Source organism: Bacillus pacificus, assembly GCF_020861345.1.
GTDB lineage: Bacteria > Bacillota > Bacilli > Bacillales > Bacillaceae_G > Bacillus_A > Bacillus_A pacificus.
Window position 1 is genome coordinate 3,564,657 of the sequence record NZ_CP086328.1, and the last position, 26,418, is coordinate 3,591,074.

Genomic DNA, 26,418 nt, shown 5'->3' on the forward strand with positions numbered 1-26,418 from the left:
CAAGCTTTTTTCATAGGAAAAATTATTATACTCAATTACTAGCAACTTGATATGCTACATGTCGTTTCTCAATTCGTTCCTCAATTTCTTTCATATTTTCTTTATTATTTAATAGTGATTGTTTATTTTCAATTAATAATTGTTTAAAAGATTTTCTCACTTTTTTTCTCATTTTCATTGTCCTCCTTGGGGGATGATTTATATAAAGTGAAACTTTAATCAGTGGGGGTTTTCTTCATCCCCCACTGATTATTAGTTGAACCAATCGGACTTTTATGGGCAGTTGATCCCCCACCTAACTTCTTTGCTTTCGCTGAATTTTAAGATGGGGGTCTTACTGCCCATTAAAGTGGGATAAAAGATAATGAATTATCTGGTTGTTCTTATAATAATTGATTGTTGTGAATTCTATTTGAACTTCATATGAAAATTCCGTTTATTTTCTGACAACTTTGTGAACACTCAAAAAAAGAGATTCCCCTAAAAAAGTCTATAGTTGTTTCATTCAATTACATCAATCGCCATTTGCATCATCTTATATCGGTTTATATTATCTAAACGTTTATATATCACAATCTAAATTTCATATATTTTCACTTATTAACATACTGTTTTCCAAATTAAAAAAGAAGGTGTCACCTAGTCTAAGTTCGACTTATGCAACATCCTTCTTTTCAACTATTTACAGCATATTGATTAATATTTCAGGTCTTCCCCAATTCATTTCTTCACAAACGAATCGTAATTTTTCTTCATCTATTGTGTGTAATCCTTCTTCTAGTGAACATGAAATAGGAACTTCACAATGAATTTGTGCCAATTGTAATGAAATATTTAAATTCTCTAAATCACTTTCAATCTTCGTACGTTGCGCTTTCGTTAATGATGTTATGTTTTCTAGTACAGCTGATACTGTTCCGTGTTCTTGAATAAGCTTATACGCTGTTTTTTCACCAATACCTTTTACACCTGGATAATTATCACTTGTATCTCCCATAAAAGCTTTCGCATGAACAATTTGCCACGGTTCTACACCTTTTTCTTCCATAATTTTCTCCGGTGTGTAATACTCGTAATTTCCAATTCCTTTGCGCAGAAGCATAACTGTAACGTTCTTATCAACAAGCTGAAGTAAATCCGTATCACCTGTTAAAATATAAACTTCCGCTTCATTGCAATATTGTTTTGCTAGTGTACCGATACAATCATCCGCTTCATACCCTTTCAGACCGATAACTGGAACAGATAATTTTGCAGTCATTTCTTGCACTAGATCAAATTGCGGAATTAATTCTTCAGGCGGCGCTGCACGATTCGCTTTATAATTTGAGAACGATTCTGTTCTAAATGTTGTACTTCCCATATCCCAGCATGTTACGATATGTGTCGGTTCAATTGCTTGCATTGCCGTTAATAAATGTTTCATATAACCATGAATCCCATTTGTAGGGGTACCATCTTGTCGTTTCATAAACTGTCCATAGACACTTGTTGCATAAAAAGCACGAAATAATAGTGCCATACCATCAACTAATAATACTTTTTTCATAATTCCTCTCCTACCAAAAAAATAATAACCTCACGTCATCACGTAAGGTTATATAAATAGATTACCATTCTACGTTTTTCAACTTTGTCTATTATACATTGTTTTTGTATATTTAGCATCAATTACATATTAAGACGTTCTACTACAACAAGTATGAAGAATCCCTGAATACGTATTTTTCCCAGTTGAAACTACTACAGCCTTTGCATTCCCGCCAACAATATACGTCCCTTTGAAACATACATTTTCAAGTTCAAGTGGATTATAGTCTTTCATTCTTTTCAAAGGAATAAATCGTTTGCGTTCAAGATGATAGCAACTTTCAAATTTCTCAATACTCGCATCGTTTCCTGTTAGCACAGATTCATTTACTAATAGATCATTTGCATAAATGATACGTACATCTGCTGGTACTGTATCACCTTCTGAAAGGAAAATGATATCACCAGGAACAAGCTCTTGTACTGGCAAAGTCATCATTTTTAATTCACCGTTTACACCTGTTACACTAGAACATTCTACTCGAGACACCGTAATTTTCTCACATTGTAATCCATCTCTCACATGTTGTTTTGAAAAACCTGGGATCATTCCACCTAGCTTCATCATCACTTCTGCAATACGAGCTCTTTTTGAAGTTAATTCATTTCGGCCGTATACTTGAATACGTTTTTGTGCCTCTTTCACAGATAATCCATCTCTTGTTGTTTTAAAATACGCAAATACAGATTTTACATCTCTCGTTGCGATTTCAATTAATAAATCTTTATTTTTTTGAAGCAATGTTTGTTCTTTCATTGATTTTTTGCTTAATTTATATGACGTGTTACCCACAGTTTTGTTTGCATATAACATATTATCGTCTCCTCCTTTACAACATAGGAAGAAACGCTTTGTTTCTCGATTTATCCACTTTACTGTAAAAGTGTCTAGCGCTTAAACATACATATAAACGCTACATAGTGATAAATATAGAGGGAGGAACAAGTCGTTTCCTGCCTACATCATATATTTTTGATTTGAAGTATATGGGTAACGGAACCGAGTCAGAATTTGACATGCTCCTCACCTCCTCGTTTTATTTTATAGTTTATACTATGAAATGACTCATAGCTTTGTAACAAAAAGACCCTTACTCCGAAAAGAGTAAAGGCCATGACATACACAAATAAGCGATTCCTAATACAATTAGAAATCTACGGACCTCTCCCTCGCCGAGTTTTAGCACTGTATAGCATAGGTACATTACCAGCTACGTTAAGAAAAACCTTAATTCGATCATTCCTGTTGACCCATTGGCGTCTCTCGACATTTTTGGGCAGTAGCATTTCTCTATACAGGAGCCTCACCTAACAGAGACTTATTTTTATTACATAGAAAATGTTACTCTTATTTAAAATAGATGTCAACACCTTGAATGGAATCTTTTCCTTATTACAACAACTCCCTCTCATATACATACTATTTCTCTTTCTACGTATTAAATGAATGAAGCACATATTTTAAAATTAGTAAAAATAAAAACCTTACGTTTAAACGTACAGTTTTCAATAAGTTATACAACCAGCAATTACAATCCCAATGGAAAGCGATAAAAACATAAGAAAAAGACCGACCGCTTGATTATCTTCTTCAAGACTTTTATTTATATTAAAGCGTGGTGTAAGCCACTCAGCTAAATAAAAGACGATAATTTGAGCCAAAATCCCAACCGCTCCCCACGAAACCATATCAAGAAGTGAAATGGAATTAGCTGCTGTTGAATATAAAACAATAGCTAACCCAAGTAATCGCCCTCCAAGTACATAGCTTACTGCCTTATTCCCTTGGGCCATTAACTTAAATTCTTTTACTTTCGTTGTCACTTCCATCAGGAAAAGACCTATGCATAAAAGACCAAGTGTTACTGCTAAATATAATAAAAAATTAATCATATACTTCCTCCTTTTTTATACCTACTGGTAAATAGTACGATTCATTCCCCGTAATTTTTTTCACCAACACGCATGACTTGTGAATATTTTATAAAAGATAAAAATACATATGTTGTCACTGCAACCTCAGTAGATCCAGACGGAACAGCAGTTATATATATTCAACAAGAAACTTTCTATAACGATCCTTCAGATCCTACTTACTTCCACATCGGTTTTGAAATTAGAGAGCTAAAGAATACAAGTTCAAACTTGATTGAAAGTAAAGATGTATGGAACTATGAAGAAATTTTACCATCTCTTCATTCAGATATTATATATATTCAGCGCGACGGCATGCATATGGAGTTTACTTTAGATTCAAGAGAAATTGATGAAGACAGAAAATGCTATATTTATTACGGAAACTTCACAGGTGAATCGAGATAACATGGATATATGTATGCAACAAAAAAACCTTACGTATAAAACGTAAGGTTTTTATATAGCCCCACATATGCCGTTCTCTCTAGATGTCCATAAACCTGCTCTCACAGGTGGATGCTCTCACAAATGTTTGTAACTTCCTTCTTAAAAAGATGGCATGTTAGCTACATTTAAATATTGAACTTCCATATTAAACTTATTGGTTTAAGACATGCATAAGCTACGTACACCGTAGGAATTTTATATAATGTTAGTTGAAATAAGACCCCCGCACGTGCCGCTCCTCGTAAATGTCCAAAAACCCGCTACTCGCAGGTGGATGCCCTCACAGTTACCGTACATCTTCCTCCACAAGGAAGGCTTGATGATGGTCGCTAAATATTGAGCTTCCGTATAACTAACATCGGTTTTAGACATAAATAAGTTACGTACACCGCAGGATGTATTATTTACTTGTCGTTATATTATCACATTGTTTCCAATGTGTAAAATACAAAGTTTTTCGAGCAATCTCTTGCTTGTGACCTTATTTTAATACAAATTATTTTTGCATGCAAGTGATTAATCTTCTTCTTTTGCAATTTGATTTTCTGGATAAGAAATCCAATCACTCCAGCTACCTGCATACAATTTAACATTTTGGAATCCAGCTAATTTCAATGCAACGATATTTGGACATGCTGTAACACCAGAACCACAATATACAATTGTTTCCTTATCTTTCGAAAGATTTTGGAATCGTTCTTGTTGCTGAGCTTCATTCTTAAATTGTCCTGATTGCAGCATTCCATCCTTCCAAAAATAATTTACTGCTGTTGGAATGTGTCCTCCTTTCGGATCAACAAGTTCCTCTACACCAGCATAACGTTTTGGCTCTCTAGAATCAATTAACGTAACATCTGCACCTGCATAAATATTCTCTCTCACCGTTTCCATCGTTACAAGCATATGATTTTGTACATTTGCTTTGAATGCTTTTCGTTTAGTAACAGAAATTTCCGTTGTTACCGGTAGTCCATTCTCTTTCCATGCTGGAAATCCGCCATCTAATATATATACTTTCTCATGTCCTACATAGTTTAATAACCACCAAAGACGAGAAGCATTTGCACCCGCTTCACTGTCATATGCAATCACTTTCGTATGTTCATCAATACCAGCTTGCGAAAGCTTGTCTGCAAAATCCTCAATATTCGGTAACGGGTGGCGACCACCATGTTCTGTTATAGGACTTGATAAATCTACATTCAAATCAAAATATAATGCATGAGGAATATGTTCTTCCTCATACTTTTCTCTACCCCAATTAGGATTCGCTAAATCAAAACGACAATCGATTATACGGACGTTCTCATCTTCTATATGCTCACGTAACCATTCGACTGTAACTAACATCTTTAACGACCTTCTTTCTCTTTCAAACGACTTACATACTCCATAACCATTTCTTTTGTAACATATTTACGCTCTAGTGTAACACCATTTTTTGCAAGAGCATTAATTTGCTTCGTTACAACATTAATGACATCAACCGAAAATTCTTTCCCATTTGACGCAAGAGATACGGCTGCTTCAATAGCTGCTTCACGCTGCGCATCTAATTGTAAACATGCTTTTACACTTTCATTTTGTTTACGAGAATGTGCTGTAATTGCTTTATGTACTTCCATCTTCTCTTCCCCCTAAATAAGTTATACGTTCTGATTTAATTCCATTGCAAGCCGAATCATATCACGGCATACAATCCCATTTTCAATAATCTCTTCTTCATAATGCTTCGAAAAGTAATCAAAATCAATAGAAAAAATACGAAATCCACATTTTTGATATAAAGCAAGTTGTGAAACACTAGAATTGCCTGTACCAACTTCAAGTTTTGACATACCATATCCTTTAGCAGTTTCTATAGCATGACTTACTAGCTTCTTTCCAATGCCTTTTCCTTGCAAATGCTCTACAACCGCAATATTCATAATTTCCATCGTCTTCGGCCTTGTTTCCAAAATCACATATACACCGATTACATTATCCTCTTGCTTAGCTACGTATGTTAATCCTCTTTGTACATATGCACCAATTTGCTGTTCACTTGGATCGGCAAGTAGTAATAAAGACTTCGGTATAGCTTCTTTTGAAATACGTTCTATTACAACAGTCATAAAAAATTCCCCCTTCTCTATTGTTCTAAACCCTCCTTGTCTACCATAAGTAATAGAAAGGAGGGATTCACCATGGACAACAATGAGAAAAAATGCAACGTCATCTCTATTGATGGAAAGAAGAAGAAGAGCGACACGTATTCCTATCCAAAATTAGTAGTAGAAAACAAAACATATGAATTTTCTTCGTTCGTCTTATGCGGTGAAACACCAGACGGCAGACGACTCGTTCTTACTCATATGATTTCTACCGATGAATTTGCTGGGTTTGTCAAATCTTTAGATACTGTACTACAAAAGAAAATCGAACGAATCTTTTTCTCATAACGACTACATCACATACATTTCTTTTTCAATCTCTACTAATTGCTTTTGCAATTGTTCTTTACTTTGTTCATATAGTGATACATCAATTGTTTCAGCCAATGCAAATAATACACTTTCATAATAATTCATCACATCTTGCTGCATCACTTTTTGGAATAAGTTCCATTTCAAATCCCACTCTTGCTTATAATGATGAACAAATAAATCTTTTTCATCAGCTACATAGTTTGATACGAGAGGTTCTAATACAGATTTAACGTCTTCTTGCATAAAGGCTTTGTCATTCTTTTCAAAAAAGCTTTTCTCGTTTTTAAAGTGTGCCAATGCTTTTTTGAAATCTTTTATTTCAACTGAAGGGAACGGTTCTTTATGTGTAATATCTTTATATTCATATTCCACTGTTCCATTCATAGAAATTGATTCATTTTCTACTTTACAGTTCACCACAATTTCATTCTTTGCACGCTTCATCGCTTTATCTATCCATTTTTCAAGGCGTAATGATGTCGCACGCATTTCTTGTAATAAATCATGCTGAATAAATGCTACTAATTCCATAACACACTGCTGCAACTGCACTTTCACATTTCCATCCGTTCGAAGCGATGCTGGATTAATAAATTCAGTAAACACATCGTTATAGCGTAGGAATAGACGTTGTTGCACGTAATAAAGCAATTCTTTCACTTCATTTTGCATCGCCTGTTCTTCAGCAAGCACACTATATGATGAAATAATATGAAGTAGTTGATCACGCTCTGCTTCATATTTTTTCGTTTGCTTCTCTTTCTCTTCATTCCCCTGCTTTGCACCATTTATCATATTTACTAACAGCTGATCTGCCCCTTGCAATGCACCATATAAAGCATGAACAGATACGAGCATTAAATCTCTCATCATAAAGGATGTAAATGATTCCTCGAACTTAGCAATCCCAGAGTTTTGTAAAATACCGTACTTCTCTTTTTCAATATTTTTCCCTTGTTTCTCTTCAAGCGCACATAAACTTGAAATTGCAAATAAACGCGGATTCCTAATACCGTATTGCAGTAGCTGATCTGCGATATAACCTTTTACCATTTCAAGCTCTTCTTCAGACTCTGCTAAATCGGCCGCATTAATTAAGAAGAACATTTTATCAAGAGCAAAAGTATCCTTTACACGACCAAGCTGAATTAAAAATTCACGGTCAGCACGAGAGAACACGTGATTATAATACGTGACAAATAAAATAGCATCTGCGTTTTTAATATACTGGAACGCAACGTCTGTATGGCGGGCGTTAATAGAATCCGCTCCAGGTGTGTCTACAAGCGCTACTCCTTGCCTTGTTAATGCACAATCATAATAAAGCTCCATGTACTCAACAAAACAAGATTTTTCTTCATTCGCTACATAATCAGAAAACTCATCTAATGTAACTTGTACTTGCTCACCTAAATGCGCAGAAACCGTATCATACCCTTTTTGTACCGCTCGTAAAAAGCTAAATGTTGTTTTTTGCTTTCCAGTTGGTGAAGGGTATTTCATAACTTTATCAATCTGTGCTAACGCTTCATCTAACGTAGTAATCTCATAATGAAACAGCTTATAAACAGCTTTCATATCTTCTAATAAGGCTTGCTTTGATTTAAATTGAACCATTACTGTTCCGTGTGGTTTTTCCTCTGTAACTGGCAAAATTTGATTAATCGTTGCCGTCGTCGGATTTGGTGACACAGGAAGTACTTTTTCACCAAGCAATGCATTGGCAAATGATGATTTCCCAGCACTAAAAGCTCCAAATAATGCCACTGTAAATTGTTTCGTTTCCACACGGCGCCTTTTTTCTATTACCTCTTGCTGTACATGTTTTAGCGCTGGCAATGGCTCTAATATCGTTTCAGCTTTCTTCACTTTCTCTAATATACGCTGAATATTTAAAGCTGCCGTTCCTTTTATCTCTTCCTCACGAGCCGCTACGTTATCATTTACAATTTCCTGCTCTTGTAGTGTGAATTTCTCACTAACAATTTGTTTTTTACTTTGCAATATTTCCTCTACTTGCAATCCTTCTGGTGTAGCAACACGATCATGCCAAATATTTTGTAAATAGCCTTCATATGCCTCCAAATTGTTACTGTATTGCAATTGTGTTTCTTTCGCAGTTTGCAACATCGTATATGTTTCAATCTCTTCTTCAACACGATCAACTGCTTCTTTTACCTTTTGCTTTAAAACGACTGCACTTTTATCAAAAATTTGCTGTGCTTTTGTAAAATAACGTTTCTTTAATTCATTCGCTACATCCGCTGTATAAAGAAGTAAGTAATCACCTGTGAAACCTGCACCTTGTTTAATTACTTCCGCTAACATTTCTGGTCCAAAAGCAATTTCTAAAGCATATATGTCTTTCCCAATCTCTTCTGTAAACAACCCTTCTTCTTTTAAGAAGGCAACAATAAATTCTTTCACATGAAAATCAAGTTGCGTTTCGACAGTCTTTTGCAAAGCAGCATAAAAAGCATCTAAACGTCTCTGTTTTTCTTGCTCAGTCTTTCCTTTCGCAAATAGCAAACCAACTTTAAATTTTGTTAATTTCGTTTCTAAGTACGCATTTGCCAATTCTCTCATTTCAAATGGCATTAAATACGCGTTATCTAATATAGCTTGTAAACCTTTTATAAATTCATTTCTCATTTGAGACTCTTTATTAGCCTCGCGATGTTTCATTTCCGTTAGCTCTTCTTTCTTTTCAACTATTTCTGAAATGGAAAGCGGTGATGCTAACTCTTCCTCATATTTCAAAAGAGCTTTTTCATTTTCAGAAAGAATAAACGAGAAATGTTCCCCCATTAAATATTCTGTTTCTCGCTCCATTCCATCTCTTACATACTGCTCTTTTTCTTTCATAATAGAAGTAATTAACGTTTCTAGGTTTTCAATTTCATTATGTGGATGGTTCATCATTCGTAATGATGTATAATAAACTCCATCTACTTCAATATCCCAGTTAGAGAATGATTGTTTTACACTATCTCTATAATCCGCAAACGATAATTCATTTTCTTTATGTTTATCTATTTGATTTACAACGAGATAAACCGTTTTATTACGTTGTTTCAATTCTTTAACAAATTGTAAATTCACTTCCGATTGGACGTGATTATAATCCATCATATAAAAAATCACGTCTGCTAGATGCAGCGTTGATTCTGTCGCTAGTTGATGGGCATCATCTGTTGAATCAATCCCTGGTGTATCAACTAACATAACACCTTCAGGAATTGGCGCATCATTCCGATAAATATGAACACCAATTACTTCATCGCCATCTTTACAAATTTGTTTTAATTCTTCTGCTGAATATGCACCGTCATATTCGTACTGCTCTCCAGATTTAATCGTTACAACAACACGATCAAATCCCTTTTCAATTTTAACGACGTTAGCGCTTGTCGGAATTGGACTTGTCGGTAACAACTGCGCTTTATATAGATGATTCATCATCGTTGATTTCCCTGCTGAGAAGTGACCGCAGAATGCTATCATAAGCTGCTCTCGTTTATATTTTTGAATTACTTCAAACAACTTTAAGCTATTCTCTGCATCGCCGTGTTTTTGCCACTCTTCATAAAAACAAACAAGTTTTTTCATACCGTTTGTCTGTACTATGTTTGTCATCCCCTTGTTCCCCTTTATCCAAGATGTATATGCTATTTGCAAGCCAATAACCAGTGAGAAATGCACCTACTCATTGATTATCTTTTCACTTTACTATCATACTAAATTTTCAGCATATTCTCATTAAAAATAAAAAATCCCTTTCATTCTTTTTACAAATGAAAGGGATTTTATGTAATATCACTCATTTTGCTGTTCCTACTCCATTTAAAACATACTTTGCAATAACTGCATATACAGCGACTGTACCTGCTACTAATGCATATACCATACTCATGCACCAACCTTTTTTGATAATGATTATCACTTTTGAATACATTTTATCATTAAAGAGAATCATTATCAACACTTTTTCATAAAGAAAGCCCCTTATAAGAAGGAGCTTCACTGCCTGTTTTGAAAAAAGGTAAAACTTGTTGTGCACTCTTATTATATCTCATCTTACATAACTTAATAGTTAAAAAAAATGGAAATCCACCCTATACCCTCCATCTTACATTTTGTATAATAAAAGGGAATTACTTAACAAGGAGGAAAATAATGACACAAAATATTTCACAAGGCGAGAGGATACACTCCATCGATATTATTAGAGGAATAGCTGTACTTGGTATTTTTCTTGTGAACTGGCCTGTTATCGCCGGGATTGACTCACGTGATATTACAGGAATTTACGAAGGGATAGACAGCTACATTCGCCTATTTTACGATATGTTTATTCAAACAAAGTTTTATACTATCTTTTCGTTTTTATTCGGCCTAGGATTTTACATTTTTATGACTCGTGCTGAAGCGAAAACAGATCGACCAAAAACTTTATTTGTTCGTCGCTTACTTATTTTATTATTATTTGGTTTCTTACATTACGTTCTTTTATGGGACGGAGACATTTTACATACTTATGCAATTACCGGGTTTTTCTTATTTTTATTTTACAAAAGAAAGCCACGTACTATTTTAATATGGTCAATTGTACTATTAAGTTTCATGCAACTGTTCTCATTATTAGGTTCTCTTCTCATGTTAATCGTGCCAGTAGAGGAATTAGGCCTTTCCACAGCAATTATGCCGTTAGAAAACTGGGGCTTACAAATCACAGACCGATTCCATTCTTTCTATTCTGAAGCAATACGTAACAGTCTTATTATGCTTCCTGAAACACTAGGATTGTTTTTACTCGGATTATATGCCGGTAAAAAAGACATTTTCCGCCGTGCTAAGGAATTAGATCCAAAACTTAAAAAATGGCAAATCATTATGTTCATTTTAACATTACCGATGTGGTTTATTATGGTTTACTTCTTTATGAACAATCAACCATACACACCATTTTCACTTATGGGTATTACGATGATAAGCGGAAAGACATTATTCATATTCTACATTTTCACGCTCATGCGTTTATTACAAAAAGAAAAATGGCAAAAGATATTACGTCCGTTCCAGTACGTTGGTCGAATGGCATTAACAAATTATATCTCGCATACAATTGTTACGTTGCTTGTATTCGGAATATTGTTCAAAAATGATTATCTTGCTCCATTATGGGTAGGACCACTATTTTGCATCGGTTTCTACACGCTGCAAATCTTTATTAGCCGCTGGTGGCTGTCACGTTACCAATACGGGCCACTTGAGTATATATGGCGCCTTGGTACGTACGGAAAGATGATGCCACTTAAAAAGAAAAGCAAGGTCTCGTAAGCAACACAAAAATAAAAGGTTCAAATCGCATGCGATTTGAACCTTTTATCAATTTTACGCTTCTCTTACCGCACTTTGTATCGGAACTGGTTCATCCTTTACTTTCACTTTACGCTGCGGCACCATATTAAATACGATATTTAAAAGGACTGCTGACGCACTTCCAAGTACGATTCCGTTATCTGTTAAAATACGAATACTTTCTGGAAGTTGTGAGAATAATGTAGGAACGACAGTAACTCCTAGTCCAATTCCGACAGAACATGCAACGATTAATAAGTTTTCTTGTCTTCCAAAATCAACGCTACTTAACATTTTAATACCATATGCCATTACCATACCGAACATCGCTAACATCGCACCGCCAAGTACTGATTTCGGAATGATTGTTGTAATAGCGGCGATTTTTGGAATGAACCCAAGAACGATTAACATACCACCACACGTGTAAATAATCACGCGATTTCTTACTCCAGTTAATTGAACAAGCCCTACGTTTTGAGAGTATGTTGTATACGGAAAAGCGTTGAAAATACCACCTAACACCATCGCTAATCCTTCTGCACGATAACCTTTTGTTAATTCTTTTTCACCAATCTTTTTATTGCAAATATCAGATAATGCAAAGTAAACGCCTGTCGCTTCTACAATCCCTACGCAAGCAACGAGAATCATCGTAATAATTGGCGTTAATTCAAATGTTGGTGTACCGAAATAAAATGGCTGGATACCATGGAACCAATCCGCTTCTCCAACCGCTTGCAAGCTTACTTTCCCCATAAATGCTGCAACGATTGTACCGAACAATAGACCTAGTAAAATAGAGATTGAACGAATAAATCCGTCAAAGAAACGATACATAATGATAATAAATAGTAACACACCAAATGCTAATGCTAAATTTTCAAGACTACCAAAATCTTTACTTCCTACTCCACCAGCCATATCATTAATAGCGGCAGGAACAAGTGTAACTCCAATTACGGTAACGACAGATCCTGTTACAACAGGGGGAAACAGCTTTACAAGCTTTCCAAATAATTTCGCAAAAATAACAACGAATAACCCCGCAGCAATAATCGCTCCATAAATAGAGGATACGCCGTATTGTTTCCCGATTGCAATCATCGGGCCAACCGCTGTAAATGTACAACCAAGTACAACTGGAAGTCCAATACCGAAAAAGCGATTTGATAATGCTTGTAAAATTGTCGCAACGCCGCACATTAATAAATCAATTGAGACTAAGTACGTTAACTCTTTTTGATTTAAACCAAGTCCGCCGCCCACAATAAGCGGAACGATAATTGCACCAGCATACATTGCAAGCATATGCTGCATACCAAGTGATGCGATTTTAAATGGATGTTGCTTCATCGCTTATTTCACCTCCGCAGTTTCATGCTGTACAAATGTAACTGTGCCGTTATCAAGTGATGCAATTTCTGCTAGTGATTCAACACGAACTCCTTGTTCACGAAGCTTCTTTCCTCCATCTTGAAATGCTTTTTCAATAACAATACCAATACCTGCAATACTTGCTCCGGCTTGCTCTACTAAACTCATTAAACCTAAAGCAGCCTGACCGTTTGCTAAAAAGTCATCAATAATTAAAACGCGATCACTTTCATCGATATGATTTCGAGATAATGAAATTTCATTCGTTTCTTGTTTCGTAAATGAATATACGTTTGCCACATACATATTATCTTGTAACGTTAACGATTTACGCTTTCTAGCAAAAATTACTTTTACACCAAGTTCTAATGCAGCCATAACCGCTGGTGCAATACCTGAAGATTCAATCGTCACGATTTTTGTAATGTTCTCTTCTTTAAAACGTTTAGCAAATTCTTTTCCGATTTCTTGCATAAGTACTGGATCAATTTGATGATTTAAAAAAGCATCTACCTTTAATACGTCACCAGATAAAACCTTTCCTTCGTTCAAAATCTTTTCTTGTAATACTTTCATGTTTGTTCCCCCTCTTATGCAATAAAAAAACTCCAAAAGCCGCCACCACTCGTTACAAGTGAGAGACGCGCTTTTGGAGTTTCGCAAAAAAAGAATGCTAAACAAGCAAATATATTCGTCCTCACTCATAGTCAAAGTATTTACGGTACTTCGGTAGAAACTTGCAGGCCATATCCCCGCGATTATATGAGTGTAGCTAACTATTTATTTTATAGAAGGATTATAACGTACTTTTTATACTTTGAAAAGCTTTTATTAATAAAACACGGACAAATTTTATAAAATCATCATTTTTGTTCGAGTTTTGTAAACTCTTTCATTCCAAATTACAACTTCGTTAAAATGATCGGTCCATCTTCTGTAATCGCAATTGTATGCTCATATTGAGCTGATAATTTCCCATCCATCGTTTTCGCAGTCCATCCATTTAAATCTACTTTCGAATATCGCATACCTACATTGACAATTGGCTCAATCGTAATTACCATTCCCTCTTGTAACTCAGGCCCTTGTCCCGGCTTACCAAAATGAAAAATTGCTGGTTCTTCATGAATCTCTTTACCAATTCCATGTCCCGTAAAGTCTCTTGCGACAGAAAAACCTTCACTTGCTACATAACTTTCAATCGCATAACCAATATCTCCTACATGATTACCAATTATCGCCTGATCAATGCCTTTATACAAAGCATTCTCAGCTACTAGTAACAACTTTTCTGCTTCATCAGAAACTTTTCCAACTCTATACGTCCAAGCAGAATCTGAAAGACCACCATTTAAGTTTACTACCATGTCAATTGTTACAATATCACCCTCAGTTAAAGGAACATCGGCCGGAAACGCATGACACATTTCATCATTTACAGATGCACATATCGCATATGGATATCCGTTGTACCCTTTCTGCTCAGACGTTGCACCATGCCGTTCTAAATATGCTTCCACAAACGTATTAATTTCTTTTGTTGTAATACCTGGTTTCATTATTTTCGCAATTTCTCTATGACATGAAGCAAGTAACTTTCCAGATTCATGCATTACATCTATTTCATTTTTCGTTTTAATTGTAACCATTCTACCTCTCCTGACTAAACTTCACATTTACTACTGAAATTCAATCATACACATCCTCTATCAAAAATTCAAAGCACCCAATTACAAAAATATTATTTATTTCTGCATCAAAATAAAAAACAGAGGAGATTCTTCTGTTTTTAATCATTTTTACATATATAGTTCATTTTCAAAAACTCAAAATAACTACCGTTTGTTTTCTGTATAAACGTCCCAACTGCTTCAAACCCTGCCCTTTTATACACTTTAATTGCTCTCTTATTAAATGTAGCTACTGATAGTGTTATATACTTGCATCCGTATTTTTCTTTACTAAAAGCTAGTCCAGCGTTTACGAACTGTAATCCAAATCCATTTCCAGTTATATTAGGTTTCATTCCAAGACCTATATCAACCGTCCCATCATTTATTTTACAAACAGTAAAATAACCAATGAGAGTGCCATTTTCCTTCACAGAAAAGGTATGATCCCCCCTACTCTCATCATGTAAAAATTCAGCTAAATCTTCTTCATCTGCCTCTATATCATAAAAGGAATATTCCCCTTCATAATGCCAGTTGTATGCAATTTCTTCTGCTTCTTCTTGCGTCATTACTGTATATGTATAATCCATTTTTCTCCCCCCTTTAAAAAAAGAGCTGCAAGTAAGCAGCTCTTTTTATAACTCGTAAATTTCTTTATACTTCGCTTCTAAATAATCTGCTAAGTAATTTGCATTTAATCCTTCACCTGTTACATCTTCTAAAATTTCAAGTGGCTTTTTCGTTTTACCGTATTGGTGAATATTTTCTGTTAACCATTCACGAATTGGTGTTACGTTTCCTTCTTCTAATAATGCATCAAAGTTCGGAATGTCTTTTAACATTCTTTGCTTAAATTGCGCTGCATACATATAGCCAAGCGCATAAGATGGGAAGTATCCAAATGAACCACCAGCCCAGTGAACATCTTGTAATACGCCTTGTGCATCGTTAGCCGGGCGAATTCCTAAATATGCTTCCATCTTATCATTCCAAGCGGCTGGTAAATCCTTCACTTGTAATGTACCATCAAATAATTCTTTCTCAAGTTCATAACGAACCATGACGTGAAGCGGATATGTAAGCTCATCTGCTTCTATACGAATAAACGACGGCTTCGATTCATTAATCGCATCGTAAAACTCATCTACTGATAAATCATTGAATTGACCATCGCTATACTCTTTTAATAAATCATAATTTTTCTTCCAGAATGATTTATTACGACCGATAAAGTTCTCAAAGAATAATGATTGTGACTCATGAATACCCATAGATGTTCCACTACATAGCGGTGTACCTTCAAATTTCTCTGCAATATTTTGTTCATATACAGCATGACCACATTCATGAATTGTGCCAAACACAGCCATACGGAAATCTTTTTCGTCATAGCGTGTCGTAATACGAACATCCCCTCTATTTAATGTAATCTCGAATGGATGTACCGTTTCATCAAGACGACCTGCTTCAAAGTCATAATTTAATTGCTTTAATAGCTCTAATGTAAAGTTTTTTTGTTTTTCTTTTGAAAAATGTTCTGATAAAGCACTTGTCTTTAGTCTCTTTTGTGACTCCGATATTTCTTTTACGAGCGGAACGATACGCTCACGAAGCTGACCAAATACATGATCTAACACTTCTACTGTAATACCTGGCTCATACATATCTAATAATGTATTATATTTATATGTTTCGTAACCCCAATATGTAATGAATTTCTTTTTATATTCAACTATTTGTTCTAAATACGGACGGAACATTTCGAAATCAGATTTTTCGCGAGCCTCTTCCCACACACTTTCCGCTTTCGCTTCTAATTTCACATACGCTTCATATTCTGCTTGTGGAATTTTTTTATTTCTATCATATTCTTTACGACATTCTTCAACCATTTTCTTCGTCGTTTCAGAAAGTTTATCTTCACGTATTAAAGCTTCAAGCTCTGTTAAATAGTTCCCCATCTCATCTGAAGTCGACATAGCAAATACTTCTGATGAAAGCATGCCAATTACTTCTGAACGCTGGTCTACACCTTTTTTAGGCGCACCTGTTCTCAAGTCCCAAAACATTAAGCTTAATGCTTCTCCATAATTCTGTATCTTCTTCACATATGTTAAAAATTGTTTTTCCACTTCATATGTAGCTACTGTCATCCTATAAAAACCTCCTTTTTCTACCTCAAACTTAATTCGACACGAAAATCCAAATTCCTTTTATAATAGAAAAAAAGCTTGGCAAGCGCCAAGCTTTCTCCTTATAATTCTTTACCTTCTACTGGTAGTACGTTTTTCACCGCTTCTACCACTTTCTCATCTTCTGTATCAGATAAGAAGATTGATATAGCACCTTTATCCTCGCTCGTACGAATTAAACGGCCAATCCCTTGACGAAGACGTAAAATCATATATGGTACATCTACATCCCAGAATGGATCATTTACGTGTTTACGCTTCGCTTCAAACACAGGATCGTTTGGAGGGAATGGTAATGACCAAATAATAACATGTGATAATGATGAACCAGGAATATCTAAACCTTCCCATAAATGAACGGCACAAAGTACAGTCTCTTCTTCATTTTGGAAACGAGAAACGAGCTGACTAATTTCTTGGTCCCCTTCATATAAGAACGGAACTGACATTTGTTCTTTACTTACATATTCTTTAAACGCTGCAAGTTCTTGTGTTGTACGGAATAATACAAGTGTACGTCCATTTGTTTTCTGTATATTTTCAAGTGTATATTGACACTTTCTTTCCCATTCATTTTCTTTCGTATGGAATAGTAAGTTTACTGCCATTTGCTCCTCATAATCAAACGGTGAAGCAACCGAGAATGACAAGTAATCTTTTACTCCTAAGCTATTTGCTGTAAATGCGAATGAATCGTTATTAGATAATGTAGCAGAAGAGAAAATATACGGGATTTTCTTCGAGAATACTTTCTCTTGTAATACTTCTTCAACTGCACGTGGCATAATCACTAACGTGAAGGCTCCATCACCTTCTTCACCCCATGTAATTACATTTTTCTCGTGCATGAACAGACGAAGTGAATGTTCTAATACATCTAAATGTTCATCAACGATATTTAAGTCATACGTGTTTACTGTATGCATTTCACTTTCAAATACTAATGCATCACCGACTTCACCAATTTTCGCATAAAGTCGCTTCGCTTCAGCAGTTACTTTTTCTGTCACAGTAATTTCTAAACGATCAGAACCGGCAATTTCTTTTTTATTTTCTTGTAACACATCAAAGAATCGCTCTGTTTGCCAAATTGTTTCTTCTACTAAATGCGCAAACTCTTCACGAATATCGTTTTGCAACAATCTTGTTAAAAGTTGCTCCATCATCGTTTGCTTTAAACGATACGTTAAAGCTTTTTGAGCTGCATATTCTACAAGATGTCCTTCATCGAATACAACGCAGCTACTTTCTGGTAATAACGGAATTTGCCCTTCACGTTTACGTGCATCATACGTCCAAATATGATCCATATAGAAATCTTGAGAACAAATAATTAAATCTGCTGCTTTACGATAATGTTCACGAGAAAGGGTTTGACCACAACGATGACGAGAATCACAAGTGAAGCAATCTTGGAAGTAATCCCAATTTACTTTTGACCATTCCTCATCATTTAAAAGAGGAAATTCTTTTCTGTCACCGTAGTGAGTAAAGTTTTGCATCGTACCATGATCAAATACAAACTGCGGTAATTCGTAGTATACATCTTCAATTACTTCTGGAGCTCGTCCACTCATAACATCTTCAAGTTTACGTAAGCACAAATAATTATCCATTGATTTCGCAAGTCTTACATCTACCGATAAGCCTAATGCCTCAGATAATTTAGCAATGTCCCCTTCTTCTTTCACAAGCTGCTCAATTAACGTTTCATCAGCACAAGCGATAATCGCTGGTTTTCCAGTATAACGCGCATAGCAAATTGCATATAGAAGATATACAATTGTTTTCCCTGTTCCTACACCCGCTTCTGCGAACATTACTTTCTTTTCTTGGAAAGCACGTTCTAATTGAAACGCCATAAAAATTTGTTCATCACGCTCTTCAAAACCTTTTTCCGGAAGGATGTCGTAAAACACATCTCCAATCCACTCATTCAACTTATCATAAAAATTATCTTGTTTCCCTACTTCAAATGGTAATCTCTTCTCAGTAAACATCCTTAGCCTCCAACCAAAAAGTTTTTCTATAAAAGATATAGCAACTGCTACTCATATGTGCGCAGCCACTTTCCCCTGTTGCAATACATGGAAATACACGAAAAAAAATTTTCCTTTCGAAAAAGGAAAATTTTCTTCTATATTAATGACTTTAAATACCGTTTATCTATCGCTGTTTCATGCGAAAGAGCTAACAAATATTCTTCTTGTGCTTTTTGTATTTCATCTACAATCGCACCTTCGTTATCCACTTCTTTTCCGAGCTCATCATACGTACGGTGAATAGCTTTTTGAATCATTGATAATTGGAAACTATCCATATCAGTTCCTCCTTTACGCATTACATAATAGCCAGTATATGCGCGCTAAAGGAGTTTTATACTATGAATTACGAGGTGGACGTTTTCCGAAGTATTGGTAGTAATCTGTACGGATAAATCCATTAAACAGTTTACGTTTCTTCGATGCATCTTTTCCGTAGCACTTCTCAAATGCTTCGTAACTTGTTAATACATACGTCGACCATGTGTCTAATGGACGGAATACTTGTCCCATTTCTTTATACAGTTGTTCAACAAGTGCTTTTTCACTTAAACGTTCTCCGTATGGAGGATTCGTTACAACATAGCCATAATCCTCTTTTGTTGTGAAATCTTTTACTTGCATTTGTTTAAATGTAATTAAATCACCTAAACCTACTTCTTCTGCATTATCTTGAGCAACACGTATCATACGATGATCAATATCTGATCCAATGATTTGCAATGGTTGATCATAGTTCGCTAAATCTTCTACTTCTTGACGAGCTTCACGCCAGTTTTGTTTACCAACCCAGCCCCACTCATCCGATGCAAAACCACGGTTAAAACCTGGTGCGATATTTTGTCCAATTAATGCTGCTTCAATCGGAATTGTACCTGATCCGCAGAAAGGATCCACGAAAGGACGATCTGGCTTCCAGTTTGTTAATTTAATTAAAGACGCAGCTAATGTTTCTTTTAAAGGAGCTTCCCCTTGATCCACACGATATCCACGTTTATGAAGTCCAACACCGCTCGCATCGATTGTTAATGTTGCGATATCTTTTAACATTGCAATCTCAATACGGAATAACGGGCCATCTTCTTCAAACCAAGTTGTACGTTTATATGTTGTTTTTAATTTTTCAACGACAGCCTTTTTAACGATACGTTGGCAATCCGAAACACTGAATAACTCAGATTTTAAAGATTTACCGATAACAGGGAACTCACCGTTCTCTGGAATATAATCTCCCCAGTTTAATGCTTTCGTTTTCTCAAACAGCTCATCAAATGTTGTCGCTTTAAATTCGCCAACTTTAATTTTCACACGGTCCGCAGTACGTAACCATAAATTCGTGCGACAAATCGCCTTTTCATCTGCTTCAAATGTTACTTTGCTGTTTTCTACTTGGCATTCATAACCTAGATCACGAACTTCTCGGGCAACTAAAGCTTCAATACCCATTGCCGCTGTTGCGATTAAAGTAACTTTTCCCATTTGCATTCACCTCTTATGTATATTCAAACAATAATTAATAGCTATTTCTCCTATTAATTATTACATTTTACGAAGAATTTTCTCATTAACCATTTTAACTCATCATTTATAACTTCATACAAATAAAAAGCCCTCCTCTAACAAAGGAGAGCTGAGTTATTTCATAGTTGGTTCATAACGTTCTGTAAGCCATGTTCTGTTCCTTTGTACTGCAAACGGCCCACGCCTCGTACTCCGGTGGCAATCATCTATCTACAGGTTATACAACCTGTCCTTTCCCATCGTTCATTTCCTTGGAAAAGATTCCCCTACCATTATTTGGGTTTCTCGCTCGTGGGGTTTACCTCGTTCCACTCCTATCATTTCTTCAAGGACTTCGTCACTGTGGCACTTTAAAGGTAGTCAAACCATATCCGAAAGGACTTAGGTTTTTTCCCTGCCGTTAAACCAGCCTTACAGCCAGAATACCCTAGCTTATGAATTGGCTAGGCACGAACACTACAGCCATCTCAGGCCGTGCGAGCATGGACTTTCCTCTACAACGTTGGCGTTGCAGCGATTACCCAAACGTTATGACATCCATTAGTATAGTGGAAACAAAAAGATTTTGCAATGTTTTTTTCTATGTAAAATGCTTTAACCTTTTTATCACCAGAAATTATTCGTATAACTTGCTTCCAAATACAGCTTTTTCTAAATTCGATAGACGTTTTAAAATGTCCGTATTCGTGTTGTTATATACTGGTTGCGCAACTGGTGTTTGTACAGATTGTTGCGGAACTTGCGTTGCTGCTAGCTTTTGTTCTTCTAGTTCACGCTTTAAACGAGCATTTTGTTGCTTTAATTGCTCAAATTCCTTGTGGAAAGCTTCATAATCTTTAATGATCATATCAAGAAACTTGTCTACTTCTTCTTGTTGATAACCTCTCATACCTGTTTTAAATTCTTTTTCTAAAATATCTTTCGCCGTTAATTTAATTTTATCCGAAATCATTTTCTTCACCTCAAATTTTTGCCAAAACTTTCATTAACTAAATTTTTTCAGAAACAATGCTTTTTGTCAATCATATATACGAGTACTATATTACATATTACTCAGCATTATTCCACTGTTCCTCTTCTATTATATCTTGTAAATCGGAAAAAAGAATGAAATAACTGTGATAATTTTCTATTTCTCCTTTTTTCTTTGCTGCTTCTACAATATATTTAGGACTCCCTGGTTTTTCTTCATCATATACAGCTAAAAGCGCATCACTTTTTTCAATAAAAAATTGATTTTTTAATTTAAATTGCTCTGGGCTTTCGTACTTACGTTTCGTGATACTATCAACATGGTCTGCTTGAGAGAGAATAAACTCGTAATATTCACGGTTATCTTCCTTCCAACCCTCTTCTTGTTCTAAAAATGGAGTAAATACCGCTAATTTTAAATCTGGATATTCTACTTGTATTTCAAAAACAACTTCAGCAGCCCATAATTCTACACCTAACTGGCCACTTATTATAACCCACTCTAAACCATCTTCTACAAAAGCAGTTAATTTACGACGCAACGCCTTTTTTATACATTCTACTCCTGGATGATCATTTTTAAATATTCCAAGTTCAAATGGCTTATATCCTGTTACTGCAATAACTTTCATATCAACACTCCAATTACAAAAAAAGAACTAGCATTTCGCTAGTTCTAACATATCATTTACTTTTTAAATATTCCACCAACGTTTGGTCCAATATTTGGTCCAACTGGTGATACATTGTTTGGTAAAAATGGTGATACATTAGGTCCTGGTCCAAACGGTGATACATTCGGCCCTGGTCCAAATGGAGATATTTGATGACCGTGGTGATGATGTCCATGACCACACGGTCCACATCCGCCGAACCCTGGATCGATTGGGTCTACAACATTTACATTTGAGTTTGTTTGTGGGAAGAAGTTTTGGTTTTTAATTTGTTGATGGTGTACATGTGTTGTATGCGTTGGGAAAATGTGTGGCACCACCGTTGTTGAAAAAGAATGTGTTACGCATTGTTTCGTCGGATGAATGACAGGAGCAGTCGTACAAATAGGTCCTGTAGGCTTATGCCCTCCAAAGCAAGGATGACAATGATGCATAGTTTTTTCTCTCCTCTCTCATAAAAAAAATCTGATTACACTTTACAATATGAGAAAAGAGGTTAAGCCGCTTGTTATATATACCCATTTATTCTAAGGAAATTTGTCTAGACCTTTATTTCGTATACAATGTTTTTATAGCCAACCCTCCAAAATTACTTACCAAAAAAACCTCCCACTTGCTTTACAATGCCTGTTACTTGATTCATTGCATTCATCATTTGTCCAGCTGTATTCATCATTTTATTTACATCATAGTTACCATCTGAATTTTTAAATTGGGAAACGAAACTAGAAAATTGACTTGGTTGTTGCTGTTGCTTTTGTTTATTTTGCGTCGGGTACGGTTGTTTTGGTGGATAAAACATCGCTTGTTGATTATAGGGGGATGGCGGTGGCATATAGTATTGTGAATTCATATAAGGTTGCGGTTGTTGGTTCATATAAGGTTGCTGCGGTTGATTCATAAACGACACTTCAAATGGCTGGTAATAATTTTGATTTCCATAATGAGGCTCGAAAGGATACATATTATAACGTAAATATGTATCCGTATTATATTGGTACATATTTTGCTGTGCATATGGATTAGATTGCTGATATACGTTAGATTGTTGAAACATGCATTCTCTCCTCCTTCACATAAGTTTCTACATATATAATATGTACTTGTAAAATAATTTGTGTGACGGATTATCTGTCTATTTTTGTCGGAAGTTTAAATTTTTAAAAAATTATAAAAGAAAACCCTTCCATGCTATGATAAAAAAGAAGAAGATTCTCATGGGGGAGGAATCAACATGGTATTAGGGGATTTAAAACAAGCGTTTTCTCAAAAAAAGGGGTATTACACAGAGAATGTAAATGAATTGTTAGACTTTGCGAGACATTGGTATCTCGAAGGAAAAATATGTATTTCAGATTACCGAACATTAATAAAAGAATTAGAGATAAACGGCGCAACAAAGCCTACAACGATGACAGAAGCATAAAAAACAAGAGGGTTTCCCCTCTTGTTACTTACATTGCTCAATTATATTTTGCAAAGTATACGAAATGGCTTGATGCGTTTCAAAGAATCGCTTACCTTTTCCTTTATTTACAAAACATTGCAACACATTTGTTTGTAAATTATCGTACACTTGATCAATTTGCTGTACATGTATATACTTTGGTTTTTCTTCCTTAATCCATTCATAAGCTAATTCTTTCCACACTTTTAATTCCTCATCTACCATATCTACAAACGGTTTCATATCCTTATAAAAATCGTATTCAATCATTTCTCTTTTTTTCACATTTGCTTCATTATTATGTTGCATAAGTTTTTCCGAAGACTGTATTAATGCTTCATACTTCATTTTATTCCCACCTTATTATGCACTCACTACGACGTTTTGAAATGCCTTCACCCAATTCCCTTTTTCTTCGTGATGCACTAATTTATTTTCCATATGCTCAATATGCATTTCTGTTATTTCTATCTTGTTGCATATTTTTTCACTCTTATCCTTTAATGCATGATTCATTCTAATCCCTATATTCATTTCCAGCAAATCGAGAGAACTTAACATTTGATCCATTGTTTTCATTACATCTTCCTTCTGAACCATCGCCATATACAAAACGCCTCCTTCTTTGCTTTTCCTTTGTCATGTAATTTCGCCGAATGATTTCACACTCCTTCTCACATGACAAAACTAGTTGTTATTCGTCAAAGAAATCATTTTGTATGTCATTTATAGAAATGGTAACAATACAAAAAGGAGGTGCATGAAAATGGCAAAGAACAAAAACGAAAAAAAGAAAAAACAAAATAAACAAAATAAACCCGAAACTGGCAACCCAAAATTAGATGGTCCAAACTTCCCTGCTACATAAAGTAAAACTTCTTTAATCTCTTATATTCATTACGTTTTGAGATTAAATGTTTAGCACGCATAGCAGGGTTACTTCACATTAAGAAGTCCCGTCTTCATAAATGAAGACGGGACTTCTTTTTTATTATATCACGAACTCATCTATCCTTTTAACAAAACGATTTACGGTGGAAGCAATATAGATTTGCTCCCTCTTTCTTTTATACCATTCTGTTATATCAACTTCACCCTTATACTCTTCTGGTAAAAATAGTTCATTTATTTCCGTATCTCTACAAAACCAATCTCTCATACTTATTTCATCATGTGCAACAGCAGGATAAACTTCTCTAAGAGCTGGTGTACAAGATTTTCTAGCTTCTCTTACATAACATTCATAATCTGCTCTTGATCCTGTGTGTATCGTTTGCGATGCAAACCTATGGAATAAACTTTTATACTTCCAATGAAATAGTAACGCTGCTAATTTCTTTCCTAGTTCTATACGCTTCTGTAACGTTTCAAATTGATAAATTGAAAAACCATACATCTTCCCTTCAACGGTTGGGAATATAACGGCACTAATATGAAGCATTTCTTGTAATTTAAAAAGCGCTGTATGGAATACATGTTTTTTAAAATATGCATTCTCAATAACTGGTTTTTGAATTTTATTTTGTTCATTTATAATAAGCGCTATCATAAGTCTATTTATATCTTTTTTCTCCCAAAAATATATCCATTCCTTTTCCATAAAAATGGATACGTTAAAATATTGTAACAAATGGAATAGTGGCACCTGCCTCCTCTTACTTTCTTCATATAACAACAGCTGAGGAAATGCATCTAAAAAAATAATCCAATTCGCTTCTTCATAAGTCAAAAATAAATGTTTTTTTACTGTTTGAGGTAAAACAGTAGCATAATACCTCCCTTGTAAATCAGTCATATTCCATCCCGCATTTCTCGAGACCATACTCGCTAAAAAAGCCCACCTAATTTCACTATTTCTTACATAATATTCTTGATAACACTGCGTTCGAGAAATGTTGTCCATATTAGCTATTTCTATTTCCCTCTTCATGTTGTAAACCATTGTTTTTTCTTCCTCTGTACAGACCGTATTTTTACGATATTGTTTAATTTTTTCATAATCATTCCATGTAAACATGAATAAGTCATCATACCTTTCTTCAAAAAGGTCACATCTTTTTTCATTTTTTGTTATAATCACCTTTGTAAGTAATTCTTAGCAAGTTGGGAGTGGACACACTATGACCATTCGTTACCCAAATGGAAAACGGTACAATCAAGCTTCACAACCTCATAAAACACCAATAAAAAAACATACTTATAGTAACAGAGGTATGTCCCTTGAAGAGGAATTGAATGAAACAAATGAATATTACTTAACCCATAATATTGCATGTGTACATAAAAAACCTACACCTCTTCAAATTGTAAAAGTAGATTACCCCGCTCGAAGTGCTGCAGTGGTAAAAGAAGCGTATTTTAAACAACCTTCTACAACAGATTACAACGGTGTATATAAAGGGAAATACATCGATTTTGAAGCGAAAGAAACAAAAAATAAAACGAGTTTTCCACTTCAAAACTTCCACCTTCATCAAATTGAGCATATGAAGCAAGTAATCGCTCATAATGGAATTGCATTTGTCATTATTAAATTTACACTTTTTGATGAACTTTATTTATTAGATGCAAAACATATTATTGCATTTTGGAATCGTCAAAATACTGGTGGACGAAAATCGATTACGAAAGAAGAAATAGTAGAGCATGGATCTTTATTATCATGCGGTTATCACCCTCGGATTGATTATATCCGTGTACTAGACACGGTTTATTTTTCGTGATAGAGTCATCACTA

The 26,418-nt window shown here is 35.1% G+C and carries 28 protein-coding genes, 3 other RNA genes, 2 pseudogenes and 2 riboswitches; of the genes and pseudogenes, 6 read left to right on the forward strand and 27 right to left on the reverse strand.

From position 1 onward, the window contains the following. Positions 1-31: 31 nt before the first annotated feature. The 5 genes and pseudogenes from LMD38_RS18445 to LMD38_RS28735 all read right to left on the reverse strand — a co-directional run. Positions 32-172, reverse strand: coding sequence for an FbpB family small basic protein (locus LMD38_RS18445; protein WP_001228043.1), 141 nt, complete (start codon positions 170-172; stop codon positions 32-34). Between the two features lie 510 nt (positions 173-682). Beyond that, the gene (locus LMD38_RS18450) at positions 683-1,549 is read right to left on the reverse strand and encodes a 5'-3' exonuclease (protein ID WP_000757048.1); all 867 of its coding nucleotides are present in this window, start codon (positions 1,547-1,549) and stop codon (positions 683-685) included. A gap of 129 nt (positions 1,550-1,678) precedes the next feature. Then, positions 1,679-2,404: a P-type ATPase actuator domain-containing protein gene (locus LMD38_RS18455; protein WP_228919896.1), complete on the reverse strand. Its 726-nt coding sequence runs from the start codon at positions 2,402-2,404 to the stop codon at positions 1,679-1,681. A gap of 343 nt (positions 2,405-2,747) precedes the next feature. Further along, a riboswitch (M-box (ykoK) riboswitch) is annotated at positions 2,748-2,913 on the reverse strand. 183 nt (positions 2,914-3,096) lie between these two features. Further along, positions 3,097-3,483 (reverse strand): DUF350 domain-containing protein, encoded by a 387-nt coding sequence (locus tag LMD38_RS18460; RefSeq protein WP_000606860.1) that lies wholly within the window; start codon positions 3,481-3,483, stop codon positions 3,097-3,099. Beyond that, positions 3,476-3,596 (reverse strand): annotated as a pseudogene (locus LMD38_RS28735) (glutathionylspermidine synthase family protein); the annotation flags it as partial. The pseudogene LMD38_RS28735 and the gene LMD38_RS18460, both read right to left, overlap by 8 nt. Here LMD38_RS28735 and LMD38_RS18465 point away from each other — a divergent pair. Further along, a pseudogene (locus tag LMD38_RS18465) lies at positions 3,553-3,912 on the forward strand (hypothetical protein); the annotation flags it as partial. The pseudogenes LMD38_RS28735 and LMD38_RS18465 sit on opposite strands and share 44 nt — an antisense overlap. A 54-nt stretch (positions 3,913-3,966) precedes the next feature. On the opposite strand, the gene ssrS (LMD38_RS18470) reads toward LMD38_RS18465, so the two are convergent. The 5 genes from ssrS (LMD38_RS18470) to LMD38_RS18490 form a co-directional block, all read right to left on the reverse strand. Beyond that, positions 3,967-4,150: non-coding RNA, 6S RNA (gene ssrS, locus LMD38_RS18470), on the reverse strand. A gap of 21 nt (positions 4,151-4,171) precedes the next feature. Then, positions 4,172-4,354: non-coding RNA, 6S RNA (gene ssrS / locus LMD38_RS18475), on the reverse strand. A 116-nt stretch (positions 4,355-4,470) separates the two neighbouring features. Further along, complete coding sequence (locus tag LMD38_RS18480) at positions 4,471-5,304, reverse strand: sulfurtransferase (RefSeq protein ID WP_073529925.1); 834 nt, start codon at positions 5,302-5,304, stop codon at positions 4,471-4,473. 2 nt (positions 5,305-5,306) lie between these two features. Continuing rightward, the gene (locus tag LMD38_RS18485; protein WP_000451811.1) at positions 5,307-5,579 is read right to left on the reverse strand and encodes a YpbS family protein; all 273 of its coding nucleotides are present in this window, start codon (positions 5,577-5,579) and stop codon (positions 5,307-5,309) included. Positions 5,580-5,600: 21 nt separating this feature from the next. Continuing rightward, positions 5,601-6,068, reverse strand: a complete 468-nt coding sequence (locus LMD38_RS18490; RefSeq protein WP_049112587.1) for a GNAT family N-acetyltransferase — start codon at positions 6,066-6,068, stop codon at positions 5,601-5,603. A 72-nt stretch (positions 6,069-6,140) separates the two neighbouring features. Between LMD38_RS18490 and LMD38_RS18495 the strand changes: the two genes are divergently transcribed. Beyond that, a complete protein-coding gene (locus LMD38_RS18495) occupies positions 6,141-6,395 on the forward strand; it encodes a DUF3931 domain-containing protein (protein ID WP_000369740.1) in 255 nt (84 codons plus the stop codon). A gap of 3 nt (positions 6,396-6,398) precedes the next feature. Here LMD38_RS18495 and LMD38_RS18500 read toward each other — a convergent pair whose 3' ends face one another. After that, positions 6,399-10,058: a dynamin family protein gene (locus tag LMD38_RS18500; RefSeq protein ID WP_228919899.1), complete on the reverse strand. Its 3,660-nt coding sequence runs from the start codon at positions 10,056-10,058 to the stop codon at positions 6,399-6,401. Between the two features lie 540 nt (positions 10,059-10,598). Between LMD38_RS18500 and LMD38_RS18505 the strand changes: the two genes are divergently transcribed. Then, a complete protein-coding gene (locus tag LMD38_RS18505; RefSeq protein ID WP_073529922.1) occupies positions 10,599-11,762 on the forward strand; it encodes a DUF418 domain-containing protein in 1,164 nt (387 codons plus the stop codon). A 54-nt stretch (positions 11,763-11,816) separates the two neighbouring features. Here LMD38_RS18505 and pbuX read toward each other — a convergent pair whose 3' ends face one another. From pbuX to LMD38_RS18570, 13 genes are all read right to left on the reverse strand, one after another. Beyond that, positions 11,817-13,139: a xanthine permease PbuX gene (pbuX, locus tag LMD38_RS18510; protein WP_000809226.1), complete on the reverse strand. Its 1,323-nt coding sequence runs from the start codon at positions 13,137-13,139 to the stop codon at positions 11,817-11,819. Between the two features lie 3 nt (positions 13,140-13,142). Beyond that, positions 13,143-13,736: a xanthine phosphoribosyltransferase gene (locus LMD38_RS18515; RefSeq protein ID WP_000866487.1), complete on the reverse strand. Its 594-nt coding sequence runs from the start codon at positions 13,734-13,736 to the stop codon at positions 13,143-13,145. Between the two features lie 108 nt (positions 13,737-13,844). Then, positions 13,845-13,946, reverse strand: a riboswitch (purine riboswitch). Positions 13,947-14,062: 116 nt separating this feature from the next. Then, positions 14,063-14,809 (reverse strand): type I methionyl aminopeptidase, encoded by a 747-nt coding sequence (locus LMD38_RS18520; RefSeq protein WP_000256355.1) that lies wholly within the window; start codon positions 14,807-14,809, stop codon positions 14,063-14,065. A 140-nt stretch (positions 14,810-14,949) separates the two neighbouring features. Beyond that, positions 14,950-15,423, reverse strand: a complete 474-nt coding sequence (locus tag LMD38_RS18525; protein ID WP_228919905.1) for a GNAT family N-acetyltransferase — start codon at positions 15,421-15,423, stop codon at positions 14,950-14,952. 45 nt (positions 15,424-15,468) lie between these two features. Then, positions 15,469-16,986 (reverse strand): carboxypeptidase M32, encoded by a 1,518-nt coding sequence (ypwA, locus tag LMD38_RS18530; protein ID WP_228919907.1) that lies wholly within the window; start codon positions 16,984-16,986, stop codon positions 15,469-15,471. 101 nt (positions 16,987-17,087) lie between these two features. After that, on the reverse strand, positions 17,088-19,025 hold the full coding sequence (locus LMD38_RS18535; protein WP_228919908.1) for an ATP-dependent DNA helicase: 1,938 nt from the start codon (positions 19,023-19,025) through the stop codon (positions 17,088-17,090). A gap of 137 nt (positions 19,026-19,162) precedes the next feature. Next, entirely contained in the window at positions 19,163-19,345 is a 183-nt protein-coding gene (locus LMD38_RS18540; protein WP_016717030.1) for a DUF3921 family protein, read from the reverse strand. Between the two features lie 61 nt (positions 19,346-19,406). Next, positions 19,407-20,546, reverse strand: a complete 1,140-nt coding sequence (locus LMD38_RS18545) for a THUMP domain-containing class I SAM-dependent RNA methyltransferase (RefSeq protein WP_000521235.1) — start codon at positions 20,544-20,546, stop codon at positions 19,407-19,409. A gap of 180 nt (positions 20,547-20,726) precedes the next feature. Next, positions 20,727-21,117: RNase P RNA component class B (rnpB, locus tag LMD38_RS18550), an RNA gene on the reverse strand. Between the two features lie 87 nt (positions 21,118-21,204). Continuing rightward, on the reverse strand, positions 21,205-21,540 hold the full coding sequence (gpsB, locus tag LMD38_RS18555; protein ID WP_061184018.1) for a cell division regulator GpsB: 336 nt from the start codon (positions 21,538-21,540) through the stop codon (positions 21,205-21,207). Between the two features lie 97 nt (positions 21,541-21,637). Next, positions 21,638-22,192 carry an SLOG family protein gene (locus tag LMD38_RS18560; protein WP_000862921.1) on the reverse strand — a complete coding sequence of 185 codons (555 nt, stop codon included), beginning with the start codon at positions 22,190-22,192 and terminating at the stop codon, positions 21,638-21,640. Positions 22,193-22,248: 56 nt separating this feature from the next. Beyond that, positions 22,249-22,668 carry a CotD family spore coat protein gene (locus LMD38_RS18565; protein ID WP_000546263.1) on the reverse strand — a complete coding sequence of 140 codons (420 nt, stop codon included), beginning with the start codon at positions 22,666-22,668 and terminating at the stop codon, positions 22,249-22,251. Between the two features lie 155 nt (positions 22,669-22,823). After that, positions 22,824-23,291 (reverse strand): YppG family protein, encoded by a 468-nt coding sequence (locus LMD38_RS18570; RefSeq protein WP_014893168.1) that lies wholly within the window; start codon positions 23,289-23,291, stop codon positions 22,824-22,826. A 177-nt stretch (positions 23,292-23,468) separates the two neighbouring features. Between LMD38_RS18570 and LMD38_RS18575 the strand changes: the two genes are divergently transcribed. After that, a complete protein-coding gene (locus LMD38_RS18575) occupies positions 23,469-23,660 on the forward strand; it encodes a YppF family protein (RefSeq protein WP_000242661.1) in 192 nt (63 codons plus the stop codon). Positions 23,661-23,684: 24 nt separating this feature from the next. On the opposite strand, the gene LMD38_RS18580 is transcribed toward LMD38_RS18575, so the two are convergent. Continuing rightward, entirely contained in the window at positions 23,685-24,029 is a 345-nt protein-coding gene (locus LMD38_RS18580) for a YppE family protein (RefSeq protein ID WP_000872959.1), read from the reverse strand. A gap of 15 nt (positions 24,030-24,044) precedes the next feature. Continuing rightward, positions 24,045-24,287, reverse strand: a complete 243-nt coding sequence (locus LMD38_RS18585; RefSeq protein WP_001252039.1) for a hypothetical protein — start codon at positions 24,285-24,287, stop codon at positions 24,045-24,047. 85 nt (positions 24,288-24,372) lie between these two features. Between LMD38_RS18585 and LMD38_RS18590 the strand changes: the two genes are divergently transcribed. Then, positions 24,373-24,549: a hypothetical protein gene (locus LMD38_RS18590; protein ID WP_001982922.1), complete on the forward strand. Its 177-nt coding sequence runs from the start codon at positions 24,373-24,375 to the stop codon at positions 24,547-24,549. Positions 24,550-24,672: 123 nt separating this feature from the next. On the opposite strand, the gene LMD38_RS18595 is transcribed toward LMD38_RS18590, so the two are convergent. Next, complete coding sequence (locus LMD38_RS18595; protein WP_029141089.1) at positions 24,673-25,698, reverse strand: DUF2515 domain-containing protein; 1,026 nt, start codon at positions 25,696-25,698, stop codon at positions 24,673-24,675. Between the two features lie 103 nt (positions 25,699-25,801). Between LMD38_RS18595 and recU the strand changes: the two genes are divergently transcribed. After that, complete coding sequence (gene recU, locus LMD38_RS18600) at positions 25,802-26,404, forward strand: Holliday junction resolvase RecU (protein WP_000155593.1); 603 nt, start codon at positions 25,802-25,804, stop codon at positions 26,402-26,404. Positions 26,405-26,418 lie beyond the last annotated feature (14 nt).

What these genes read in the sequence shown, in the direction of transcription:
- LMD38_RS18540 (WP_016717030.1), bottom strand. Translation starts at nt 19,345, where the DNA reads ATGGATAGTTTCCAATTATCAATGATTCAAAAAGCTATTCACCGTACG.
- LMD38_RS18455 (WP_228919896.1), bottom strand. Translation starts at nt 2,404, where the DNA reads ATGTTATATGCAAACAAAACTGTGGGTAACACGTCATATAAATTAAGC.
- LMD38_RS18515 (WP_000866487.1), bottom strand. Translation starts at nt 13,736, where the DNA reads ATGAAAGTATTACAAGAAAAGATTTTGAACGAAGGAAAGGTTTTATCT.
- LMD38_RS18480 (WP_073529925.1), bottom strand. Translation starts at nt 5,304, where the DNA reads ATGTTAGTTACAGTCGAATGGTTACGTGAGCATATAGAAGATGAGAAC.
- LMD38_RS18525 (WP_228919905.1), bottom strand. Translation starts at nt 15,423, where the DNA reads ATGGATTATACATATACAGTAATGACGCAAGAAGAAGCAGAAGAAATT.
- LMD38_RS18595 (WP_029141089.1), bottom strand. Translation starts at nt 25,698, where the DNA reads ATGTTTACATGGAATGATTATGAAAAAATTAAACAATATCGTAAAAAT.
- LMD38_RS18505 (WP_073529922.1), top strand. Translation starts at nt 10,599, where the DNA reads ATGACACAAAATATTTCACAAGGCGAGAGGATACACTCCATCGATATT.
- LMD38_RS18585 (WP_001252039.1), bottom strand. Translation starts at nt 24,287, where the DNA reads ATGGCGATGGTTCAGAAGGAAGATGTAATGAAAACAATGGATCAAATG.
- LMD38_RS18575 (WP_000242661.1), top strand. Translation starts at nt 23,469, where the DNA reads ATGGTATTAGGGGATTTAAAACAAGCGTTTTCTCAAAAAAAGGGGTAT.
- recU (WP_000155593.1), top strand. Translation starts at nt 25,802, where the DNA reads ATGACCATTCGTTACCCAAATGGAAAACGGTACAATCAAGCTTCACAA.
- LMD38_RS18535 (WP_228919908.1), bottom strand. Translation starts at nt 19,025, where the DNA reads ATGTTTACTGAGAAGAGATTACCATTTGAAGTAGGGAAACAAGATAAT.
- LMD38_RS18490 (WP_049112587.1), bottom strand. Translation starts at nt 6,068, where the DNA reads ATGACTGTTGTAATAGAACGTATTTCAAAAGAAGCTATACCGAAGTCT.
- LMD38_RS18520 (WP_000256355.1), bottom strand. Translation starts at nt 14,809, where the DNA reads ATGGTTACAATTAAAACGAAAAATGAAATAGATGTAATGCATGAATCT.
- LMD38_RS18545 (WP_000521235.1), bottom strand. Translation starts at nt 20,546, where the DNA reads ATGGGAAAAGTTACTTTAATCGCAACAGCGGCAATGGGTATTGAAGCT.
- LMD38_RS18460 (WP_000606860.1), bottom strand. Translation starts at nt 3,483, where the DNA reads ATGATTAATTTTTTATTATATTTAGCAGTAACACTTGGTCTTTTATGC.
- ypwA (WP_228919907.1), bottom strand. Translation starts at nt 16,986, where the DNA reads ATGACAGTAGCTACATATGAAGTGGAAAAACAATTTTTAACATATGTG.
- LMD38_RS18500 (WP_228919899.1), bottom strand. Translation starts at nt 10,058, where the DNA reads ATGACAAACATAGTACAGACAAACGGTATGAAAAAACTTGTTTGTTTT.
- LMD38_RS18580 (WP_000872959.1), bottom strand. Translation starts at nt 24,029, where the DNA reads ATGAAGTATGAAGCATTAATACAGTCTTCGGAAAAACTTATGCAACAT.
- LMD38_RS18445 (WP_001228043.1), bottom strand. Translation starts at nt 172, where the DNA reads ATGAGAAAAAAAGTGAGAAAATCTTTTAAACAATTATTAATTGAAAAT.
- LMD38_RS18450 (WP_000757048.1), bottom strand. Translation starts at nt 1,549, where the DNA reads ATGAAAAAAGTATTATTAGTTGATGGTATGGCACTATTATTTCGTGCT.
- LMD38_RS18570 (WP_014893168.1), bottom strand. Translation starts at nt 23,291, where the DNA reads ATGTTTCAACAATCTAACGTATATCAGCAATCTAATCCATATGCACAG.
- gpsB (WP_061184018.1), bottom strand. Translation starts at nt 21,540, where the DNA reads ATGATTTCGGATAAAATTAAATTAACGGCGAAAGATATTTTAGAAAAA.
- LMD38_RS18495 (WP_000369740.1), top strand. Translation starts at nt 6,141, where the DNA reads ATGGACAACAATGAGAAAAAATGCAACGTCATCTCTATTGATGGAAAG.
- pbuX (WP_000809226.1), bottom strand. Translation starts at nt 13,139, where the DNA reads ATGAAGCAACATCCATTTAAAATCGCATCACTTGGTATGCAGCATATG.
- LMD38_RS18560 (WP_000862921.1), bottom strand. Translation starts at nt 22,192, where the DNA reads ATGAAAGTTATTGCAGTAACAGGATATAAGCCATTTGAACTTGGAATA.
- LMD38_RS18565 (WP_000546263.1), bottom strand. Translation starts at nt 22,668, where the DNA reads ATGCATCATTGTCATCCTTGCTTTGGAGGGCATAAGCCTACAGGACCT.
- LMD38_RS18485 (WP_000451811.1), bottom strand. Translation starts at nt 5,579, where the DNA reads ATGGAAGTACATAAAGCAATTACAGCACATTCTCGTAAACAAAATGAA.